This is a genomic window from Rhodococcus sp. T7, from assembly GCF_009872365.1.
Classification (GTDB): domain Bacteria; phylum Actinomycetota; class Actinomycetes; order Mycobacteriales; family Mycobacteriaceae; genus Rhodococcus_F.
In genome coordinates this window covers 106,524-124,935 of the sequence record NZ_WXYH01000011.1, presented here as the reverse complement: position 1 = coordinate 124,935, position 18,412 = coordinate 106,524, and the positions used below count along the sequence as shown (strand labels likewise).

Below are 18,412 nucleotides of genomic sequence, written 5' to 3'. Positions count from 1 at the left end.
CCCGCAGACCGGCGCGCTGCGCCCCTCGAGCACACCCGGTGGGTGAAGTTTCAACTGTCGCGGGGCCGGGTATGTCGATCGTCAAACAGCTGAGGGGTGGACCATGAAGAGCGGAACAGGCATTGCCGACACCCGCACCGTTCGGGACTACATCCACACGGTGGCCAGGAGCGTTCACGCCGATTCCATCGACTGGTGGGACTGCGACGGATTCGACGCCGTCCTCGTGCTGCCGTTCCGGTTGCACTACTTGCCCGGTCGCAACGCCGTGCTGGCCTGGAACCGGACCTTCGGCTGGTCGCTCGGCGTCGAAGGACTGGGCCGCCGCAGCGTCATCGTGATCGACGGCCTCGGACTCGGCCGAACACCGCCGCCCGCCGTGTGCGCGGAGCGTGCGGTGGAGTTGATCGACGACTACTGCCGGTCCACACCGGCAATGCCTGCCGCGCACGGTCCCGGCCCCGCGGCACCGGCCGCCGCGGATCGCTGTCCCCGCATCGGCAACGCCGCCGCCGGTGGCGGACGGCGGGACAGAGTCGTCAAACGACCGTGACCGGTGGCGCCGGAGGCCACGACGACAATGTGGCCCAACCGCATTCCTCCGCGCAGGAGCAGTCGATCGTCGCCGCGGAGCAGGGCGCGGCGCGCATCAGCACGGCGGAACATCCGCTCGGCAAACCGGGCCCGCGGTTCGACCGCCGGTCCCCGTTCTTCATCGGCATGGCCGGGGCGGCCGGCGTTGCCGTCACGTACGCGCTGATCGAGGTCGTTCTCGCGGCCCGCGGGGTGCTGGTCCTCATCGCCGTCGCCGCCTTCCTCGCGATCGGTCTGGAACCGGCCGTGTCGTGGCTGGTGCGGCACGCGTTTCCCCGATGGGCAGCCGTCGCAACGGTTTTCGTCGTCGCGTTCGCGATACTCGCCGGGTTTCTCGCCGCCGCGATCCCGCCGATGGTGACGCAGGGCGGCGCTCTCGTCCACAACGCCCCCGACTACCTGGGCCACCTCGAGCAGCGCTACCCGGTGCTGCAGGAACTGAGCACCCGCTTCCATCTGCAGGACGAACTGCGCCGGGCGCTCGATGCGGGCAATGTGCCGGTCGTGCTCGGCGGGCTCGTCGGCGCGGGCAAGTTCGTGTTCAGCGCCATCAGCGGCACGGTGATCGTGGTCGTGCTCACCGCGTACTTCCTCGCCGACTTCGGGCACATCCGGTCCTCCCTGTACCGCCTGGCCCCGAACTCGCGGCGACCGCGCACGATCCTGATCGGCGACGAAATCTTCGCGAAGGTCGGCGGCTACGTGCTCGGGAACCTCCTGATCTCGCTGATCACCGCCGTCCTCACGTTCGTGTGGCTCGTCGCCTTCGATGTCCCCTACCCGTTGCTGCTGGCCGTCCTCGTCGCCGTGCTGGATCTGATTCCGGTGGTCGGTTCCACCCTCGCCGGTGTCGTGGTGGCGTTGGTCGCCCTGACCGTGTCGCTGCCGGTATCGCTGGCGACCATCGTCTTCTTCATCGCCCTCCGCCTGTTCGAGGACTATCTCCTCGTTCCCCGGATCATCGGCAGAACCGTCAAGGTGCCCCCGATGGTCACCGTCGTCGCCGTCCTCATCGGCGGGGCCCTGCTGGGGATCGTCGGCGCGCTGCTCGCGATCCCGGTCGCCGCCGCCGTCCTGCTCCTCGCCCGCGAGACGGTGTTTCCGCAGCTCGACCGGCGTTGAGCAGGCGCGGCGCGAAAACGGCCCTGTGGAAGAAGTTTCCATGTTCTGCTTACCCTGGAGACGTGGGATGCGCCGGGGCATGCTCGGGGTCGTGTCCCGAGCATGAGAAGAGGCGCTGCATGTCGGTGATGAGTCCCACCGAGGCGATGTTCGTGCTGTTCGAAACACCCTCGCATCCCATGCACATGGGTGCACTCGAACTGTTCGAACCGCCGCGCGACTCGGGACCCGATCACGCCCGGGTCATGTACGAGGCACTGATCTCGCAGGAAGGTGCGTCCGACACGTTCCGCCGGCGCGCCGTCCGCCCGCTGCGCGGCGCCAGTTACCCGTGGTGGTCGTTCGACGACCGCATCGACCTCGGCTACCACGTGCGGCACACGGCGGTGCCGGGGCGGGGCCGCATGGAGGACCTGCTGTCGCTGGTGTCCCAGATGCACGGCATGCCGCTCGATCCGCAACACCCGATGTGGGAGATCCACGTCATCGAGGGGCTCGCCGACGGGCGGACGGCCGTGTTCTCGAAGATCCACCTGTCGCTGATGGACGGACCGGCGGGGCTGCGGCTCCTCCACCACGCCCTGTCGACCGACCCCGACGCCCGCGACTGCCCCGCACCGTGGATGCCCGGGATGGCCGGCACGTCGCGGCGCGAATCCGCGTTGCCCGTCGCCGCGGTCCGGGCCGGGGTGCGGGCGGCCACCAGCATCGTCGGGGTGCTGCCCGCGCTCGCGAAAGTCGCGTACGACGGCGTCCGCGACCAGCATCTGACGCTTCCCCTGCAGTCACCGCCGACGATGCTCAACGTTCCCGTCGGCCGGGCCCGGAAACTGGCGGCGCGGTCGTGGCCGATCCGGCGACTGGTGTCGGTGGCCGCCGCCGCCCGCACCACCATCAACGCGGTGGTGCTCGCCATGTGTTCGGGGGCGCTGCGCCACTATCTCCTCGAGCAGTACGCGCTGCCGGAAGCGCCGTTGACGGCGATGCTGCCGGTCCCGCTCGACCTCGGGGGCACCATGATCGGACCGCGCGGCCGCGACCACGGGGTCGGCGCGATGGTCGTCGGGCTGGCCACCGACGAATCGGATCCGGCCGCCCGCCTCGCCCGCATCAGCGAATCGGTCGAGCACACCAACCGGGTGTTCGGGGCGCTGAGCCACACCCAGTTCCAGGTGATGAGCGCGCTGGCGATCAGCCCGATCCTGCTCGAGCCGGTACGCCGGTTCGTCGACGACACTCCCCCACCGTTCAACGTCATGATCTCGTACATGCCGGGCCCGTCGCGGCCGCGGTACTGGAACGGCGCCCGCCTGGACGCGGTGTACCCGGCGCCGACGGTCCTCGGCGGTCAGGCGCTGAGCATCACCCTCACCAGCCGGTCCGGTCAGCTCGACGTCGGGGTCGTCGGCGACCGGAACGCCGTTCCGCACCTCCAGCGGATCATCACGCATCTGGAGACGTCGCTGACCGATCTGGAGAACGCGGTCGCCGCGTCCGGCACCTGACCGCTACCCGGTCGGCTGCCGCAGAGACGTGCGATTGCGGTCCCAGCACGCGGTGACGTGGTCGCCGACCAGATCGTCGAACGCCAGGCATGCCGCGGCGCCCAGCAGGACGTCGTCGCCGACCGCCGGCCGTGCGGCGACGAGCCCGCCGGCGAGGTCCCGGCACACGATCTGTTCGTGCACGGAGTCGGCTTCCACGTGCTCGTCGAAGAACAGGGTGGCCGCCTTCCCGAACCCGAGCCGACGTAGACCGGCAGCGTACTTCTTACTCGGCAACGCGGACGTGGTCTCCACCGCGCACAGGTGCCCCACCAGGGCGCCGAGACGACTGCGGTGGAGTCCGAACAGGGACAGTGCGTTCAGAGACGCCAGCGTCACGGCGGGCACCGCGTCGACGTAGTGCGCGTACGCGTCGGACAGTCCGAGTTCGCGCATCGTCGTCGCGAACAACGCCGAGTGCATGCGCTCGGGCCTGCCGCCACCGTATTCGTCGGACTGCACCTCCACCAGCGCCGCCTTCGGTGCGCCCGCGAGCCGCGGAATGCCGAGCGTGTGCACGTCCGCCTCTCGCAACTGGTTGAGGGAACGGTGGATCAGCAGTTCCCGGAACTGGGTGAGATCCGCGTCGTGGGCCATGTGCCCGGACAGTCCCGGCGCCGTGCTGGGGGCGGTCATCTCCCACAGCGCCGCCACGACGTCGTCGACGCCCGTCGGAGGATCTGCGAGCGCGCGGATCGCGGCATCGAACGGCACCTCCAGCGCCGACCGGGCGGCGATGAGGTCGCTGTTCCACTCCCACCGGTCGTCGACCCCGGCGATTCCCTGCAGATGCAGTTCGTACAGGGCGGTCAGGCAGATCTGCGCGTCCTCGTCGAACAGGAAGGCCCGCGGGTCGTCGCGCTCCGCCGCGGCGAGGGCGCGCGCCGCCACCACGAACGGCTCGGCATCGGCGGCGTCTCCGCGCAGAATGGGGAACAGGAAACCGCTGACGGGACCGCGCGGCGCCGGACAGGGCATGGACGTTCCCGATCGCGGCACCGTGCCCGACGCCGATCGAGAGTGCAAAGTGGTCATATGAACTCCATTCCCATATCCGGGGCCGACGAATCCGACGTGACCATCACCGTCTGCCCGGACGGCCCGCTCCTGGTGCGTGGTGCGGCGCGGATTCTCGACACCGAAGGTAACCCGATCGGCGGCGATCGGGCCACCGTGGCACTGTGCCGGTGCGGGCGGACGAGCATCGCCCCGTTCTGCGACAGTTCGCACAAAAAGCGGCGCCGTCGACCGTAGAGCCGCGGCGGCCTGGCGAGAAGTGCAGTGGCGCAGCCGAAAATAACGAGGATCGGCCGCGGCGGAGACCCGAAGTCGGAAAGCCTCCTGCCACCCTCGGCAGAATGGGGTAACGTCGTAGACCTGCACGGTTGAGCCCCCAGCCGCAATGGACGGGCACGGTTCCCGCGCCTTCTCTCGTGCCTGTCTCCTTCGTTGCTCGACCGTGAGGAAACGACATGAAATCCGTTCTCAGTGCGCTGCCGACACCCACCGACCCCGCCACCGATACGACGCTGTTCAATTGGGCGGCGGAGCCGGAACACGGGCGGCTCGCCGTCGACAGTGCGCCGGGTGCCGGCGGGATCCTGGTCGTCCGGATCTCCGGCGACATCGACGTCACCACACTTCCATCGTTCGGAAGTCATCTCGAGGAAGCAATCGACGAGCGGTTACCGTTCGTGCTCGACCTCTCCGACGTCCAATTCCTGTGTGCGTCGGCGCTGCCGATCCTGGAGATCATGTCCGCCCGCGCGCACCGGCTCACCGTGCCGTGGGCAGTAACCGGGAACAACGCTCTCCGCAGGCCGTTGACCGCGATGAACATGGCCGCGTCCATCCCCTTCTGCACAAACCTGGAGGACGCGTTCCGGCTGGTCGCCGGCGGAATACAGCGGGGTGGGCGCTCCGCGTGACTGATTCCGCCCCGCACGGCACGTCCGACTTCGTGGTGGTCGCCAACCGGCTGCCCGTGGACATGGAGACTCTCGACGACGGAACGACACGCTGGAAGCGCAGTCCCGGAGGCCTCGTCACAGCCCTCGAGCCGATCCTCCTCGACCGGGACCGCGGTTCCTGGGTGGGCTGGCCCGGGGTGCCCGACACGAAGGTCGAACCGATCGTCTCCGGCGGGATCGACCTGTACCCGGTGGAATTGAGTTCGGACGAGGTGTCGCGGTACTACGAGGGATTCTCGAACGCGACGCTGTGGCCGCTGTACCACGACGTGCTGGTGGCCCCGGTCTTCGACCGGGACTGGTGGCACACCTACTTGGAAGTGAATCGCCACTTCGCCGAGGAGACGGCGCGCACCGCGGCCGAGGGCGCCACCGTGTGGGTGCAGGACTACCAACTCCAGCTGGTGCCGCGCCTGCTCCGGGAGATGCGCCCCGACCTGACCATCGGATTCTTCCTTCACATCCCGTTCCCGCCGGTCGAACTGTTCATGCAGCTGCCGTGGCGGAAGGAGATCGTGGAGGGGCTTCTCGGGGCCGACCTCATCGGTTTCCATCTGCCGGGGGGCGCCCACAACTTCCTGTTCCTGGCCCGCAGGCTGCTGGGACTCGACGCCACCACGGCAGGCGTCGGGGTGCGCGGCGCACTCGGCCGGGTGACGCTCGACGACCGTGTCGTGCAGGTCGGTGCGTTCCCCATCTCCGTCGACGCCCGGCAACTGGTCGAGCAGGCCACCGACCCCGCCGTCATCGAACGGGCCGAAGAGATCCGCCGGGAGCTCGGGAACCCCCGGAAGATACTCCTCGGCGTCGACCGGCTCGACTACACGAAAGGCATCGACCTGCGGCTGTCGGCGCTCGGCGAACTCCTCGACGAGGGGCGCCTCGACCCGTCCGACACCGTGATGGTGCAGCTCGCCACCCCGAGCCGCGAACGCGTCGAGCACTACATCAAGATGCGCAGTTCCATCGAGGAGCAGGTCAGCCACATAAACGGTGATCACGGTCAGATCGGCAGGCCGGTGGTGCACTACCTCTACCAGCCCGTCGATCGCAGCGAGCTGATCGCGCTGTTCCTCGCCGCCGACGTCATGCTCGTCACTCCGATGCGCGACGGAATGAATCTCGTGGCGAAGGAATACGTCGCCTGCCGGGCCGACCTGGGCGGTGCGCTGGTGCTCAGCGAATTCGCGGGGGCCGCCGCCGAACTCCGGGGCGCCTACCTGGTGAACCCGCACGACCTCGACGGCGTGAAGAACACGATCGTCGCCGCACTCGAGCAGGAGCGGGAGCAGGGGCGGCGGCGCATGTCGCGGCTGCACCGGCAGGTGCTCGACCACGACGTGCACCGATGGGCGCGGTCCTTCCTCGGCGCGCTGGCCCCGGTCATCACCGACTGATCACCGCCCCGCCATGCCTCACTCCGGATTCGTCGTCACCGATTCGACGATGCGGCGCGCCACCTCCGCCAACTTGACGTGCTCCTGTTGCGACTGCGCGACGAGGATGTCGAACGCCTGGTCCGCGGACACACCCCGCAGTGCCATCACGATCCCCTTGGCCTGCTCGATGACGGCGCGGCTCTTCATGGCCCGCGTGAGACCCGTCACCTCGTTCCTGGCCAACTCCACGCTGCGCGCGCTCCTGAGCAGCCCCTCGATCGCCGTGGTGTAGACGAGGAGCACCACGGCGTCGAGTTCGCTGAAACCGTGATCGCCCTGCCCGTAGATGTTGAGCGTGCCGGCGAGGGCCTCGTCGACGGCCAGCGGCGCGGACAGGAAACTGCGCATGCCCGCCTGGTCGAGGTTGTCGGCGAGGGACGGCCACCGGGTCGCGGCCTCCCCGAGTCTCGCCTTGACGACCTTCCGTGTGCCAGCGACACCGAAGTAGTCGCCGTCGATGGCCTGGAAGTTCTCGATGTCGATCTGCCGGACCGCCTCGTCGGTGAAGGCGACGGTCTCGACGCGGCCGTCGCGCAGCAACGAAATTCCGGCCATGTCGGCGCCGGCGAGCGCGTCCACCACCTGCTCGCAGACCCGTTGCAGCAGCAGGCCCATCTCCACCTGTGACCCGGAGTTCCGATTGAACTCGTCCAACGCGGTTGCCAAGGAGCCCAATTGGGCAGCGATCGTCGCCCCGTCCAGATCGGGGGACATCGACTCAGGGTGCTCACCCGCAGTCTCGGCCATTCTCGGATACACCTCGGATTCCGGGTGTAACCGACAGGACACCCACTGAACGAACGCAGCAGTTGTCTCTACCGTCGAGGAGACTTTACTCGACCCGGGAACCGACTTCGTCCACCGATCCCGTCGCCGGGCGCGGCCGGTTCACCGGAGCGGTTCGAACGAGCCGATCCGGTCCGCTCAGCCGCCGCCCAACTGCTCCCGCAGCCCGGACAGGGTGCGTGCCAGGATCCGCGAGACCTGCATCTGTGAGACGCCCACGCGCTGCGCGATTTCCGTCTGGGTCATCGAACCGAAGAAGCGCAACATCAGCACTCGGCGTTCGAGCGGCGGAAGTTTCTCCAGCGCCGGCCGCACCGAGGCGTGACTCTCCACGTTCGCGAGCTCCGGGTCCTCCTCGCCGAGTGTCTCGGCGAGGGGAAGGTCGTCGGGGTCATCTCCCATGGCCGCATCCATCGACAAGGTTTGGTAGGCATTCTTCGCGAGCAGGCCCTCGGACACTTCCCGGACGTCGAGTTCGAGTTCGGCCGCGATCTCACTCGCCGACGGCGACCGCCCCAGTTCCTGCGACAGCTCGTCGACGGCCTTGGCGATCAACGCGTGGAGTTCCTGCATGCGCCGGGGCACCCGCATCGACCACCCGGTGTCGCGGAAGTACCGGCGAACCTCACCCATGATCGTGGGCACCGCGTAGGACACGAAGTCGAAGCCGCGGTCCGGATCGAAGCGGTCGACCGCCTTCACCAGCCCGAGGCGGGCGACCTGCAGCAGGTCCTCGTGCGCCTCGCCGCGACCGCCGAACCGGCGGGCGATGTGATCGGCCAGCGGAAGGCAACGGGTGATGATCTCGTCGCGCAACGTGGACGCCTCCCGCGACGACGCCTCCAGGGTTCGCAGGTGCGCCACCGAGGGCGCCACGTCCTTGTAGTCGTCTCTGCCGGGACGGTGCCGTTCGCTGCGTTCCGAAACCGGTGACACTAGTTGGTGCCCCGGTATTTGACCAGTTCCACCGCCACGGTCCGCTCGACGGACCCGTTGCCGACAGGTCCCTCCGACACCGACACCGCATTCATCAACGTCTCTAGCACGTGCCACCCGAAACTCTCCCGGTTGGGCACCCCGCGCCGGCTGAGGGGTGCACTGATCGTCACGTGCAACCCGGTTTCCGTCACCGCGAAGGAGCACGTCAGTTCAGCACTTCCCGGCGTAGCCGCGATCAGTTCCGAACACACCTCGTCCACGGCGAGTTTGATATCGGCGACGTCGTCGAGCGTGAAGTCTCCCAGAACGGCGAGAGTTTCCGCCACGGCGCGCACCACAGGCAATTGTTCGAACTCCGCCGCCACACGAAGTTCCACGGGCACACCGGATCTCGTTTTCATTCGTCTAACCTCGTCGACCTCGGCCATCTGCACTCCACGTCTGTGTCGTCGGTTTCTGCGACTCTCGGCAGCGTACCCAGCTGCCGCGGCCCTCAACCCGCCGGCGAACCAAAGCGCGGACGTGTCCCGAATGTGTTCCTGACGTGTGGTTCGACGAACCCGATTCGGTGGGCCTCAGGCGATCCGGACGTCGCGTGCCTGGTTGCCGGTGTCGGTGCGGCAGACGGTGAAACTGACGCGCTGCCCGTCGACGAGGATGCGGTGACCGTCTCCGGCGATTTCGGAGATGTGGACGAAGACGTCGTCGGATCCGTCGGCCGGCGCGAGGAAGCCGAAACCCTGGTCAACGTTGAACCATCGCACCGTGCCGGTCTGCAGGGCCGTCGACGGACGGGCAGGCAGTGTGTCGCCGGTGCTCATCGTGCCGCCCTCCGATCGGCCAGGCCGCGGAGCGCGGCGCCGCCCCCCAAGCTCGCAACGAGTAGAACCACGAGCAGAGTTACGTTGAGCATTGCTCCTCCTCGGCGTGCACACTTTCGACCCCCTGGTCGAATCAACCCGAAAATAGTGGGTCTCTTTCGAGTACGGGGCGGTTCGCGCCGAGCGTTTGCACAATCGAGATCTGGCGGACACAACGCATCCGCGTTGGCGACCACAGAAGATCTGATTTGCCAGGCATAGATTTTGTAGTACGGTCGAGGCGTCGGAACTTCAGCGATCGAGTCGAGAACGTTCGCCGATACGAACAGAAGTCGCCGGCGAGGTAGGGGCCCGTGATTCGAGACCTTCCGTCACGGGTACGCGGTGAGTTCACCAGGCGCCGCCCCGACACGCAGGCGACCGAACGGGGCATCCACGCCCCGGGGTTCCGCAGGCAGTCAGCAAGCGAAAGAGAGGACCGAGAATGTCGAAATTCACCGTGCCGGGTCTTTCCGACGAGCAGGGAGCGCGAGTCGCCGACATCCTGCAGAAGCGGCTCAGCGCCTACAACGATCTGCATCTGACGCTCAAGCACATTCACTGGAATGTGGTAGGTCCGAACTTCATCGGCGTGCACGAGATGATCGACCCGCAGGTCGAGTTGGTGCGCGGCTACGCAGACGCGGTCGCCGAACGCATCGCCGCCCTGGGAAAGTCGCCCGACGGCACTCCGGCCGCCATCACCCGCGACCGCACGTGGGACGACTACTCCGTGAACCGCGACACGGCGCAGGCGCACCTCGGTGCTCTCGACCTCGTGTACAGCGGCGTCGTCGAGGACAACCGCAAGGCGATCGCCGAAACGGGCGACCTCGACCCGATCACCGAGGACCTTCTCATCGGCCAGACCGGCGAACTCGAGAAGTTCCAGTGGTTCGTGCGCGCCCACCTCGAGAACTCCGGCGGCAGCCTCTCCACCAACGGTGCGCACTCCGAGAAGCAGGCCGCCTCGCAAGCGCGGTAAGTACGGACAACCCTCTTACCCACTACCGAAAGGTGACGAACATGGCTGAGAACAACAGCGGACCGGCAGAAGCCGTCAAGGGCGTCGTCGAAGACGTCAAGGGCAAAGCGAAGGAAGCCGCGGGCGCGGTGTCCGGCCAGGACGACCTCACTCGCGAGGGCAAGGCGCAGCAGGACAAAGCCGCCGCCCAGCGCGAGGCCGCCGCGAAGGAAGCCGAAGCGGAGAAGGCCCGCGGCAAGGCCGAGGCGCAAGAAGCTCGCCAGCGCGCCGAACAGTGACACGCTGCGGGCCGGAACCCGGCCCGCACGGAACGTCTCCGCTCCGATTGACACCGGCGACCGCCGGTGTCACTCACCCCTGAAAGGACTGATACGTGCTAGGACTGGGAATTCTGGGCTGGATCATCATCGGCGGCCTCGCCGGATGGATCGGCAGCAAGATCATGAAGACCGACGCCCAGATGGGGATCATCCTCAACATCGTCGTCGGAATCGTCGGCGGACTCCTCGGCGGCTTCATCCTCAGCCTCTTCGGCACCGACGTCGAAGGCGGCGGTCTCTGGTTCAGCTTCTTCACCTGCCTCCTCGGCGCGGTGATACTCCTGTTCCTGGTCAAGCTCGTCACCGGGCGACGTGTGACGCATTGATTTCCGGAATCGGGCCTGCCTGTCACACGATGGGCAGGCCCGATTTCTGCGTGCCCCGGCCCGGTCATCGCCCCAGCAGGCGGATCACCGCCCTCTCCACCACTTCCCGCTCTGCGTCCTCGGACGACGCCCGCCGGGCTCGCTGCAACGACGACGCGATGGTGCGCCCCGAGTCGAACGCGGTGATCACCCGCGGATCGACGTACGACGTCCGCGCGACCTGCGGGGTGTTACCCAGTACGCTCGCGACCTCGCGCATCACCTCGGTTTCCGCGGAACTGCGGGCCCGCTTCGACGAGGCGCCACCGATGTCCGCGAACGCCACCGCGGCGATCACGGTCGCGTGCCAGGTCCGAAGATCCTTGACGGTGTACTCGTCCCCCGCCACGTCCTTGAACCGGGCATTGACGTCGTCGGCATGTACCTCGAAACACTTGCCGCCCCTGCGATAGACGAGAAGCCGATCGCTCGGCGGCGCGTCCGCACGCAACAGCGAACGCAGGGCGGTCGCGAGGGCGGCGTCTTCGAACGCCAGGGTCCGCTGAACCCCGCTCTTGGCCGGGAAGTCGAGTTGCACTTCGTCGGCCCGCACGGTGACGTGTTCGCGCAGCAGTGTCGCGACACCCCGTGAACCGTGCTCCTCGGCGTACTCCTCGCCTCCGATCCGCAGGACACCGCGATCGAGCATCCGCAGCGCGACCGCCTCGACGCGGTACCTCCCCCGGCCTCGGCGGCGCAGCGCTTCCCCCACGTGCTCCCGCCATTCCGGCAGACTGGCGGCGTCCCGCGGCATCCACACCGACCGCCTGAATATGACCGTTCGCGTGCGGACAGATCCACACCTTCCGCCACGCGGGCGGGATGACCAGAGCGTCGATGCGCGCCCTGTCGTCGTCCGACACGGCGGACGACCCGTCGGGAGCCTCGTAGGAGAAGCCTCGGCCCCGCCGTCGCCGGCGAATACCCGCCGAGGACGGATCACTGTTCCGCAGCCGCATCTGTGCCCCTCCTGTCCGTGCCGGAACCGTGCAGGTCTCCGGATCTCGTGATACCCACGAAGCCACACCGTCACGCGATCCGCCGATTTCGTGTGAACCAGTGGTCTCGCGCCCGCAATGGGGTATTCGTTAGGAATGGACAGTCGAGGGCCGGAGCGCGACGACGCCGACTGGAACTACCGCGCCCGTCACGAGACCGAAACTCAGCGGCTCGACCGGAACTGGAGCGGTCTTCTCCAAGAACTGCGCGTCGTGCAGACCGGTGTGCAACTGCTCACCGGCTTCCTGCTGACGTTGCCGTTCCAGCAACGGTTCGAGGACCTCACGGACAGCGAGGTCGGCATCTATCTGGCGACGGTCGCCCTGTCGGTGACGTCGACGATGCTGCTCGTCGCGCCCGTCGGTCTGCACCGCATGCTGTTCCGCAGGCACGCACTCCCCGAACTCGTCGCGGCCTCGCATCGGCTCGCGATCTGTGGCATCGCCACCCTCGGCCTGGCACTGATCGGTGTGGTGGCGTTGATCTTCAGTTTCGTCATCTCACCCCTCGCAGGAGCCGTCGCCGCCGCTGTCGCATTGGCGATGTTCTGCGGACTCTGGGGCTTCGCCGCAGTCCTGCAGTCGCGGCACCGGTGAGCCCGCGTTTTGGTCCGACGGCTTCCGGGTAGGCGAAACGGGGGCAGCGGAAGGAGAGGGTGATCGTGTCCGAGAGCACGCACGGCGAGAAGGACGAACCAAAAGGTGGCCGCCCGGGCCCAGCCGATCACGGCAAGGACGGCGGCATGGCCACCAGAGAAAACGCGCCCGAGTTGACGGAGGACTCCGCCGACGCCGAAAACGACTGACAAACCCGAACCGCCGCTCGAGCACAGGAGGAATGTTGTGACGTATCAGCCGGACAACGGGCCCAGCCATGAGTTGAATTCCGAATTCCGTCCACAGGACGACGCCCATACCATGCGCAACCACGTCGGTGAAGCGATCACCGACGGCCGGAATTGGCCCGGGTACATCCTCATCGCCGCCGGAATCGCCGTGCTCGGGTTGACCCTGGTCGCGGCGGGCTACGGATTCGAGGGCTGGGCGCTGATCGGCGGAATCGCCTGCGTCCTGTGCCTCGTGCTCGGCACCGTCCTGGTTCTCCTCGAACGGCGGCGCGTCAAAGCACTCGAAGGCGAAACTTTGACCGATCAGGAAGGTCATTGACCGATCCGAAGGCGGACCTCCACGACTACCTTCAGGCCGCACGAAATGCCCTGCTGTGGAAGTTGGACGGGTTGTCCGAGTACGACATCCGCCGACCGATGACCGCGACCGGCACGAACCTGCTGGGGATGGTCAAACACCTGACCGGCGTCGAGATCGGCTACTTCGGGGAGCCGTTCTGCCGATCCGTCGAATTCCCACCGTGGGTGACCGACGACGCCGAAGACAACGCGGACATGTGGGCAACCGCCGACGAGTCCCGCGAATACGTCGTCGGCCTGTACCGCCGGGCGTGGGAGCACACGGACGCCACCATCCGGGCGCTGCCGCTCGACGCGCCCGGCCGGATACGGCACTGGCCGGAAGACCGCCGCGACGTCACGCTGCATCGGATTCTCCTGCACGTGATCGCCGAAACGCACCGGCACGCGGGGCACGCCGACATCGTCCGGGAACTCCTCGACGGAACCGTCGGACTGAGAGGGGACAACGGCAACGTGCCTACCGCAGAGCGCACGTGGTGGGAGAACTACCGGGCCCGCCTCGAACGGGCGGCGAGGGAGGCCGGCCGCGGCTGACCGCGTTCACCCGGCCGCCGGTTGCACAGTCGTCGTGGTGACAACCGGCGTGGTCGCCGCAACCGACTCCGCTGCCGGCGTCGTCGTGGGTTCCGCCGTGGTGGTCGTCACCGGGGAGGGTTCCGAGACGGCCTGCGGCGCAGACGGCGACGTCGTTGCTGCTGCGGCGGCCATCTCCGCGGCTGTCGTGGGTTCCGGCGACGTCGTGGATGCGAGCGTCGTGGGTGCCGGTGCACTGGGGGTCGTCGTGGTTGCACTGACCGAGTTGCCGGCCGGGTTGCTCGCCAACTCGGGCTTCTTCGCGTCGGTGGTGGTGGGTGCGACCTGCGCCGCTTCCGCGTCCTTCGTCGAGGCGGCGGCGAGTTTCGCGGTGGGCTGCTCCGCAGCAGCCGTTCGCGCCTCGCCCTTCTCCGCTTCCTGCGCGAGGTGTGTCAGCCAGGCCGCTGCGTACTGTGCAGAGGTCAACGGTTTCCCGTTTCCTGCGTTCGCATCACGCCAGTAGTCGAAGTGGTGGCCCGTCCCCTCACCCAGCGTCTGCTGGTACGGATCGCTCATCGCCACCTGGATCGTGTTCTGATTGTCCGCGATGAACCCGATGATTTCGTTCCGCACCTTGGCGGGCAGGTAGACCAAGTCGACCGCCTGATTGGACGAGATCGGACCGGCCTGCGTGTTCGATTGCGTCGCAGCGGAATCGGCGGGCTTGTATGCCGGATCCGACACCTTGACCAACACGTCGAGGAACGTCTCGTCGGACTGCATCCAATTGTCCTGCGACTGGATGTCCGCGAACGCGGCGAGGGCGATCTGCCCGAGTACCACCGCGAGATCCTGTCCCGTCGCCGGGGTCAGGCCCTCCTTCTGCAGCGCGTCGATGTTCAACTGCCGTCCCGCGTTGATGGCGAGTTGCAGCAGCGCGATGTTCTCGGGTGCGGAGCAGGTCAGATCGCCTTCCGAGCAGAACGATGCCACCTTCCCGTCCAAGGCGCCGAAACTGCCGGACGTCCCGGGCAGGGCACCGCGTCCGGCGGTGCCGGCCTGACCCGACTGGTAGGCGAGATCGAAACCGTCGGGATTGCGGAATTCGTTCTCGGCGCCCGGAAATGCTCCTTCGCCGAGGGTGCGGCCGGCGTCCGCCAGGATGACGACACCGACAACGGAAGCGGGATCGAGGATGTCGTACGAACCGTCCTGGCCGTCCTGATTCCCGACTTCCATCGCAACCCGTCTCGCGACGTCGGCGCCTTCGCTGTAGCCGACGATCGAGAACTTGGTGTCCGGGCACGACGCATGAATGGAACGCATGACAGTTTCGGCGTTGTCGACGCCGGCGTTCACGGCGTCCTCGTAAGAGTTCATGTTCGCCGGGTACTCGACGTACACCGCGGCGTAGGACCCTCCGCCGACGGACTGCTGCGGCGCGTTCACCACCTCATCGATCCAGGGACTGGCGTAGTTGCTGGAGTACGACGCGGGAAGCGGCGTGCCGTCGGGTGCCACGAGCATCTGGTGGGTGCCCGGCCTAGGGCTGTCACCACGGCCGGCCACGGCGATGCTGACCATGTCGTAGCACGCGTCCGAGGCCGCTGCGGTCAAGGCTGTCGCCGTCGTGGCAGGTGAGCCCGGGTTCGACCACGGTGTCGCGAGCAGCGCCGCCAGTCCCAGTGCGCCAGGGGCGACCAGACTGCCTGCGATCCTCCGTCGATGCGCGACCTTGCGTGCTGAAACACGACGTTTCATGGTCTACCCCATCCGTTCGTGGCGCGTGCCGAACACCCGAGTAGGTGTCAACGCGTTAACAGACAAGTCGCGCAACGCCGCAGCGGTGTTACACGGTGCCTGGCAGACGTCGTTTCAGGACGCTCGGAGATGCGCGACGAGGATCGTCTCGATTTCCGACCTCCGTGCCGCGGACGGGAGTCGTGGGGCCGCCGACCGGTAGTGATGTCCGGTCGCCTTCCTTCGCGTAATTGCACGCCGCGCACAAACCCACCCCGTTACGTGCCGTGGTGGCGCCCTTGTTTCGGCGAAAGGATGTGGTCGTGATGGCGGATCGGGGGTCGAAAATATGTTCGATAGTACGCAGCGGTTTACCGGCGGTTGTCGCCGTTCTGGCAGAATTGGGCGGACGTCGCTCGAACTGCGGCGCCCGGTTCACACCGCGTTGTCGCACCTCGGGAGGCTAAGTCATGCCGAATGAACTCTCGGCGACGGGACGTATGGGGGGCGACAGTCCCAGTGCTGTCTTCGCGAAGCTGGCCGAGATGGTGTACAACGGCGACGACTTCGATCACGTCTACCAGGCCATCTGCGATGCCGCGGCGACTCTGGTTCCCGGGTGTGCGCATGCCAGCCTCATGCTGAAGCAGAATGATCGTCACATCACCGTGGCGGCGAGCGACGAGGTCGCAGCGCACGTCGATGCACTCGAGCGAGCCGAGCAGGAAGGCCCCTGCCTCGACGCGATCGAAAACGACGCACCGCAGGTAGAAACCGAACTCGCTCGGTCGACGCAGTGGCCGCGGCTCGCCCGGCGCACAGTTGCCGAGACGCCCGTCCGAGGCGCCGCAGGGTTCCGGCTAGTGATCCGCGGACGCAAGGTAGGCGCACTCAATTTGTTCGCGGACAACCCCGGAGAGTTCACCGACAAGTCGATCGATCAGGCGATTCTGATCACGGCGTTCGCGGCGGTGACGCTGACAGCGCTGCACGAACACGAGGAAGCGCAGACGCTACGTGAAGGCCTCGCCAGCAACCGCGAGATCGGGAAAGCCATCGGACTGATGATGGCCTTCCACGACATCTCCGAGGACAGGGCTTTCGACCTGTTGCGTAAGACGTCGCAGGATATGAACATCAAGCTGACAGGCGTCGCACGGGAAGTCATCGCGCATCACAACTCGAAGTTCGACTGAGTTCGGGCGGTGTAGACAATCGGTTGATGCCCACCTGGTGGCGACGTAGTGTTGATCGCGCGTGGTTGAGAACACAGCCGCAGTTTGTTTGGAGGCCGCAGCAGTGCGCGGTGGACGGATTTGCGCGCACTCCCATGCCACTGTGATCCTCCTGCCGGTGCGCTCTTTCCGCCGATAGCGCACTGAGACCGACAAGGTTGCACGCGATCGGAGGGGTCATGAAACTGTCACGCATGTCGTTCCGCCGCACTCCCCCGACTGCGTCACCCGCCGCCCACTGCACACGGGATGCGCTTGACGACCGCAGTCTGCGCATGACCGTCGAATTCGCACCGTTCGCCGACGCCAACGTGGGGCGGATCTCGGGCGACATAGATGTGCTCGCTGCACCATCCTTCGCGCTTGCCCTCGCTCATCTGACCGACGGGGGCGCCTTCTCACGCGTCATCGTCGACATGACGGCAGTCGACTTCGTCGGAACGTCGGGATTGTCGATTCTCTCCGAGTTCGCGGAATCGGCCAGGCGGCAGCACATTACGTGGGCGCTCGCGGGAAATCGTGCGGTATTGCGCCCCATCGAGGCCATCGGATTGAGCGCGACGATTCCGACCTTCAGCACGGTCCACGACGCGTTCGACAGGGTGGAGAAGATCGCGCACACTTGATCGGAGCGGCGATGCCTGGGAATCAACCGACCCGTGCGCGTGCGAAGTCCGCCGCTGCGGAAATCGTGAGCCGGCTTCTCGACAAGGCCGGCCCCACATACGCGTCCGCGTCGCACATCACCCTGAAAGACACTCCCACACCGCTCTTCCAACTACTGACGCTGTCGCTGCTTCTGAGCACGCGAATCTCCTCGGAGATCGCCGTCTCGGCGGCCAGGGAACTCTTTCGTGCGGGACTGCGCAGCCCGCGCGCAATGCGTGAGGGGGACCGCCGCACCATAATCTCTGCACTCGGCCGCGGAAATTACGTTCGCTACGACGAAAGCACGGCTACCCGTCTGCACGCCGCCGCGGTGCGAGTCGACGAGGAGTACGGCGGCGACCTACGGCGGCTGGCTCGCGCCTGCGATCACGCGACCTCCGCCGCGGTCCGGTTACTGACGGAATTCGACGGGATCGGCCCGGTGGGCGCCGACATCTTTCTCCGGGAAGTGCAGGACGTGTGGCCGTGGGTGCGACCCTACTTCGACATGCGGGCGCGCGAGTCTGCGCGCGATCTGGGGCTACCGGACGATCCCGACGCACTGTCCGACCTCGTCCCGCACGGCCGGGTCGCGGAACTGGCGGCCGCCCTCGTCCGGGTGTCCCTCGACTCGCACCTTCGCGACGAGGTGCGTGGCGAGAGTTCGTGAGAGCCGACGCCCTACTCCGGCCGAATCGCAATCGACTCGCGGTCGTCGTCCTCGCGGAACATCGCTTCGATGCGGTTCTTGATCTCCACCGTGCTCATCGAGCCGCGGGAAGGGGCGAAGCCACGATGGCGAGCGGAGACGGGAGTGAAGGTGTTCATTGCCAGTGCTTTCTGTCTTCCGCGTCGGCGAGAGCCGCGGGGTGGTCGAGGGGTGCGTCCGCGAGACGGACGACGGTCAGATCAGGAGCGCGGCGAGTGCAACGGCAGCGAGCACTGACACGGAAGTGGCCACCGCGACGAGAACGGACCCCGTGACGACGATGGCGGGCGCGGTCGCGGTCGCGGCCGAGACGGAAGCGATGTACACGGTCGGACGCAGCGCGTGCCGGCGTGCCGGCTCCTCGGCGCAGGACGGCGACGTCGTGCGCTGATCGTGCTGTTCCACCGTGGTGTGGGTCATGTGCTGGCGTACCC

General features: G+C 67.1%; 24 protein-coding genes and 2 pseudogenes. 16 read left to right on the top strand and 10 right to left on the bottom strand.

Going from position 1 to position 18,412, the window contains the following annotated elements; genetic code table 11:
- Positions 1-103: 103 nt before the first annotated feature.
- The 3 genes from MLGJGCBP_RS01780 (at position 104) to MLGJGCBP_RS01770 (ending at position 3,221) form a co-directional block, all read left to right on the top strand.
- On the top strand, positions 104-553 hold the full coding sequence (locus tag MLGJGCBP_RS01780) for a DUF6292 family protein (protein ID WP_087557397.1): 450 nt from the start codon (positions 104-106) through the stop codon (positions 551-553).
- A complete protein-coding gene (locus tag MLGJGCBP_RS01775) occupies positions 550-1,716 on the top strand; it encodes an AI-2E family transporter (protein WP_160093830.1) in 1,167 nt (388 codons plus the stop codon). The genes MLGJGCBP_RS01780 and MLGJGCBP_RS01775 overlap by 4 nt, the downstream gene beginning before the upstream one ends.
- Before the next feature lie 119 nt (positions 1,717-1,835).
- Positions 1,836-3,221 (top strand): WS/DGAT/MGAT family O-acyltransferase, encoded by a 1,386-nt coding sequence (locus tag MLGJGCBP_RS01770; RefSeq protein ID WP_087557398.1) that lies wholly within the window; start codon positions 1,836-1,838, stop codon positions 3,219-3,221.
- 3 nt (positions 3,222-3,224) lie between these two features.
- Here the strand turns inward: MLGJGCBP_RS01770 and MLGJGCBP_RS01765 are convergent, their stop codons facing one another.
- Positions 3,225-4,295, bottom strand: coding sequence for an iron-containing redox enzyme family protein (locus MLGJGCBP_RS01765; RefSeq protein ID WP_160093829.1), 1,071 nt, complete (start codon positions 4,293-4,295; stop codon positions 3,225-3,227).
- Between MLGJGCBP_RS01765 and MLGJGCBP_RS01760 the strand changes: the two genes are divergently transcribed.
- The 3 genes from MLGJGCBP_RS01760 (at position 4,296) to MLGJGCBP_RS01750 (ending at position 6,627) form a co-directional block, all read left to right on the top strand.
- Positions 4,296-4,514, top strand: coding sequence for a CDGSH iron-sulfur domain-containing protein (locus tag MLGJGCBP_RS01760; RefSeq protein WP_087557399.1), 219 nt, complete (start codon positions 4,296-4,298; stop codon positions 4,512-4,514).
- 218 nt (positions 4,515-4,732) lie between these two features.
- Positions 4,733-5,188 (top strand): STAS domain-containing protein, encoded by a 456-nt coding sequence (locus MLGJGCBP_RS01755; RefSeq protein ID WP_160093828.1) that lies wholly within the window; start codon positions 4,733-4,735, stop codon positions 5,186-5,188.
- Positions 5,185-6,627, top strand: coding sequence for an alpha,alpha-trehalose-phosphate synthase (UDP-forming) (locus MLGJGCBP_RS01750; protein WP_160093827.1), 1,443 nt, complete (start codon positions 5,185-5,187; stop codon positions 6,625-6,627). Before MLGJGCBP_RS01755 ends, MLGJGCBP_RS01750 begins: the two co-directional genes overlap by 4 nt.
- Before the next feature lie 18 nt (positions 6,628-6,645).
- On the opposite strand, the gene MLGJGCBP_RS01745 is transcribed toward MLGJGCBP_RS01750, so the two are convergent.
- The 4 genes from MLGJGCBP_RS01745 to MLGJGCBP_RS01730 form a co-directional block, all read right to left on the bottom strand.
- On the bottom strand, positions 6,646-7,416 hold the full coding sequence (locus tag MLGJGCBP_RS01745; RefSeq protein WP_160093826.1) for a GAF and ANTAR domain-containing protein: 771 nt from the start codon (positions 7,414-7,416) through the stop codon (positions 6,646-6,648).
- 177 nt (positions 7,417-7,593) lie between these two features.
- Entirely contained in the window at positions 7,594-8,391 is a 798-nt protein-coding gene (locus MLGJGCBP_RS01740) for a SigB/SigF/SigG family RNA polymerase sigma factor (RefSeq protein WP_087557403.1), read from the bottom strand.
- Entirely contained in the window at positions 8,391-8,822 is a 432-nt protein-coding gene (locus MLGJGCBP_RS01735; RefSeq protein ID WP_087557404.1) for an ATP-binding protein, read from the bottom strand. Before MLGJGCBP_RS01735 ends, MLGJGCBP_RS01740 begins: the two co-directional genes overlap by 1 nt.
- A 147-nt stretch (positions 8,823-8,969) precedes the next feature.
- Entirely contained in the window at positions 8,970-9,215 is a 246-nt protein-coding gene (locus tag MLGJGCBP_RS01730; RefSeq protein WP_087557405.1) for a cold shock domain-containing protein, read from the bottom strand.
- Positions 9,216-9,699: 484 nt separating this feature from the next.
- Between MLGJGCBP_RS01730 and MLGJGCBP_RS01725 the strand changes: the two genes are divergently transcribed.
- From MLGJGCBP_RS01725 to MLGJGCBP_RS01715, 3 genes are all read left to right on the top strand, one after another.
- Positions 9,700-10,239 (top strand): Dps family protein, encoded by a 540-nt coding sequence (locus MLGJGCBP_RS01725; protein WP_160093825.1) that lies wholly within the window; start codon positions 9,700-9,702, stop codon positions 10,237-10,239.
- A gap of 41 nt (positions 10,240-10,280) precedes the next feature.
- Positions 10,281-10,517 (top strand): microaggregate-binding protein 1, encoded by a 237-nt coding sequence (gene mbp1 / locus MLGJGCBP_RS01720; RefSeq protein ID WP_005570747.1) that lies wholly within the window; start codon positions 10,281-10,283, stop codon positions 10,515-10,517.
- Positions 10,518-10,612: 95 nt separating this feature from the next.
- Entirely contained in the window at positions 10,613-10,885 is a 273-nt protein-coding gene (locus MLGJGCBP_RS01715; protein WP_160093824.1) for a GlsB/YeaQ/YmgE family stress response membrane protein, read from the top strand.
- A gap of 64 nt (positions 10,886-10,949) precedes the next feature.
- On the opposite strand, the pseudogene MLGJGCBP_RS01710 reads toward MLGJGCBP_RS01715, so the two are convergent.
- Positions 10,950-11,883, bottom strand: a pseudogene (locus tag MLGJGCBP_RS01710) (DNA topoisomerase IB).
- 135 nt (positions 11,884-12,018) lie between these two features.
- Between MLGJGCBP_RS01710 and MLGJGCBP_RS01705 the strand changes: the two are divergent.
- The 4 genes from MLGJGCBP_RS01705 (at position 12,019) to MLGJGCBP_RS01695 (ending at position 13,667) form a co-directional block, all read left to right on the top strand.
- Positions 12,019-12,519: a DUF6328 family protein gene (locus tag MLGJGCBP_RS01705; RefSeq protein WP_087557409.1), complete on the top strand. Its 501-nt coding sequence runs from the start codon at positions 12,019-12,021 to the stop codon at positions 12,517-12,519.
- Positions 12,520-12,584: 65 nt separating this feature from the next.
- On the top strand, positions 12,585-12,728 hold the full coding sequence (locus tag MLGJGCBP_RS50290) for a hypothetical protein (RefSeq protein WP_179220188.1): 144 nt from the start codon (positions 12,585-12,587) through the stop codon (positions 12,726-12,728).
- 37 nt (positions 12,729-12,765) lie between these two features.
- Positions 12,766-13,089: a hypothetical protein gene (locus MLGJGCBP_RS01700; RefSeq protein WP_087557410.1), complete on the top strand. Its 324-nt coding sequence runs from the start codon at positions 12,766-12,768 to the stop codon at positions 13,087-13,089.
- Positions 13,086-13,667, top strand: a complete 582-nt coding sequence (locus MLGJGCBP_RS01695; RefSeq protein ID WP_160093823.1) for a DinB family protein — start codon at positions 13,086-13,088, stop codon at positions 13,665-13,667. The genes MLGJGCBP_RS01700 and MLGJGCBP_RS01695 overlap by 4 nt, the downstream gene beginning before the upstream one ends.
- Before the next feature lie 6 nt (positions 13,668-13,673).
- Here the strand turns inward: MLGJGCBP_RS01695 and MLGJGCBP_RS01690 are convergent, their stop codons facing one another.
- Positions 13,674-15,407 carry a cutinase family protein gene (locus MLGJGCBP_RS01690; protein ID WP_160093822.1) on the bottom strand — a complete coding sequence of 578 codons (1,734 nt, stop codon included), beginning with the start codon at positions 15,405-15,407 and terminating at the stop codon, positions 13,674-13,676.
- Positions 15,408-15,521: 114 nt separating this feature from the next.
- Positions 15,522-15,724 (bottom strand): annotated as a pseudogene (locus MLGJGCBP_RS51330) (HNH endonuclease); the annotation flags it as partial.
- A 132-nt stretch (positions 15,725-15,856) separates the two neighbouring features.
- On the opposite strand from MLGJGCBP_RS51330, the gene MLGJGCBP_RS01685 reads away from it, so the two are divergent.
- The 3 genes from MLGJGCBP_RS01685 to MLGJGCBP_RS01675 all read left to right on the top strand — a co-directional run bounded on the left by MLGJGCBP_RS01685 (position 15,857) and on the right by MLGJGCBP_RS01675 (position 17,939).
- Complete coding sequence (locus tag MLGJGCBP_RS01685; RefSeq protein WP_160093821.1) at positions 15,857-16,582, top strand: GAF and ANTAR domain-containing protein; 726 nt, start codon at positions 15,857-15,859, stop codon at positions 16,580-16,582.
- 218 nt (positions 16,583-16,800) lie between these two features.
- On the top strand, positions 16,801-17,247 hold the full coding sequence (locus MLGJGCBP_RS01680; RefSeq protein ID WP_160093820.1) for an STAS domain-containing protein: 447 nt from the start codon (positions 16,801-16,803) through the stop codon (positions 17,245-17,247).
- An 11-nt stretch (positions 17,248-17,258) separates the two neighbouring features.
- Positions 17,259-17,939: an endonuclease gene (locus tag MLGJGCBP_RS01675; RefSeq protein WP_160093819.1), complete on the top strand. Its 681-nt coding sequence runs from the start codon at positions 17,259-17,261 to the stop codon at positions 17,937-17,939.
- Between the two features lie 11 nt (positions 17,940-17,950).
- Here MLGJGCBP_RS01675 and MLGJGCBP_RS01670 read toward each other — a convergent pair whose 3' ends face one another.
- Both MLGJGCBP_RS01670 and MLGJGCBP_RS01665 read right to left on the bottom strand, forming a co-directional pair.
- Positions 17,951-18,097 (bottom strand): hypothetical protein, encoded by a 147-nt coding sequence (locus tag MLGJGCBP_RS01670; protein WP_160093818.1) that lies wholly within the window; start codon positions 18,095-18,097, stop codon positions 17,951-17,953.
- A gap of 76 nt (positions 18,098-18,173) precedes the next feature.
- A complete protein-coding gene (locus tag MLGJGCBP_RS01665) occupies positions 18,174-18,398 on the bottom strand; it encodes a hypothetical protein (RefSeq protein ID WP_160093817.1) in 225 nt (74 codons plus the stop codon).
- Positions 18,399-18,412 lie beyond the last annotated feature (14 nt).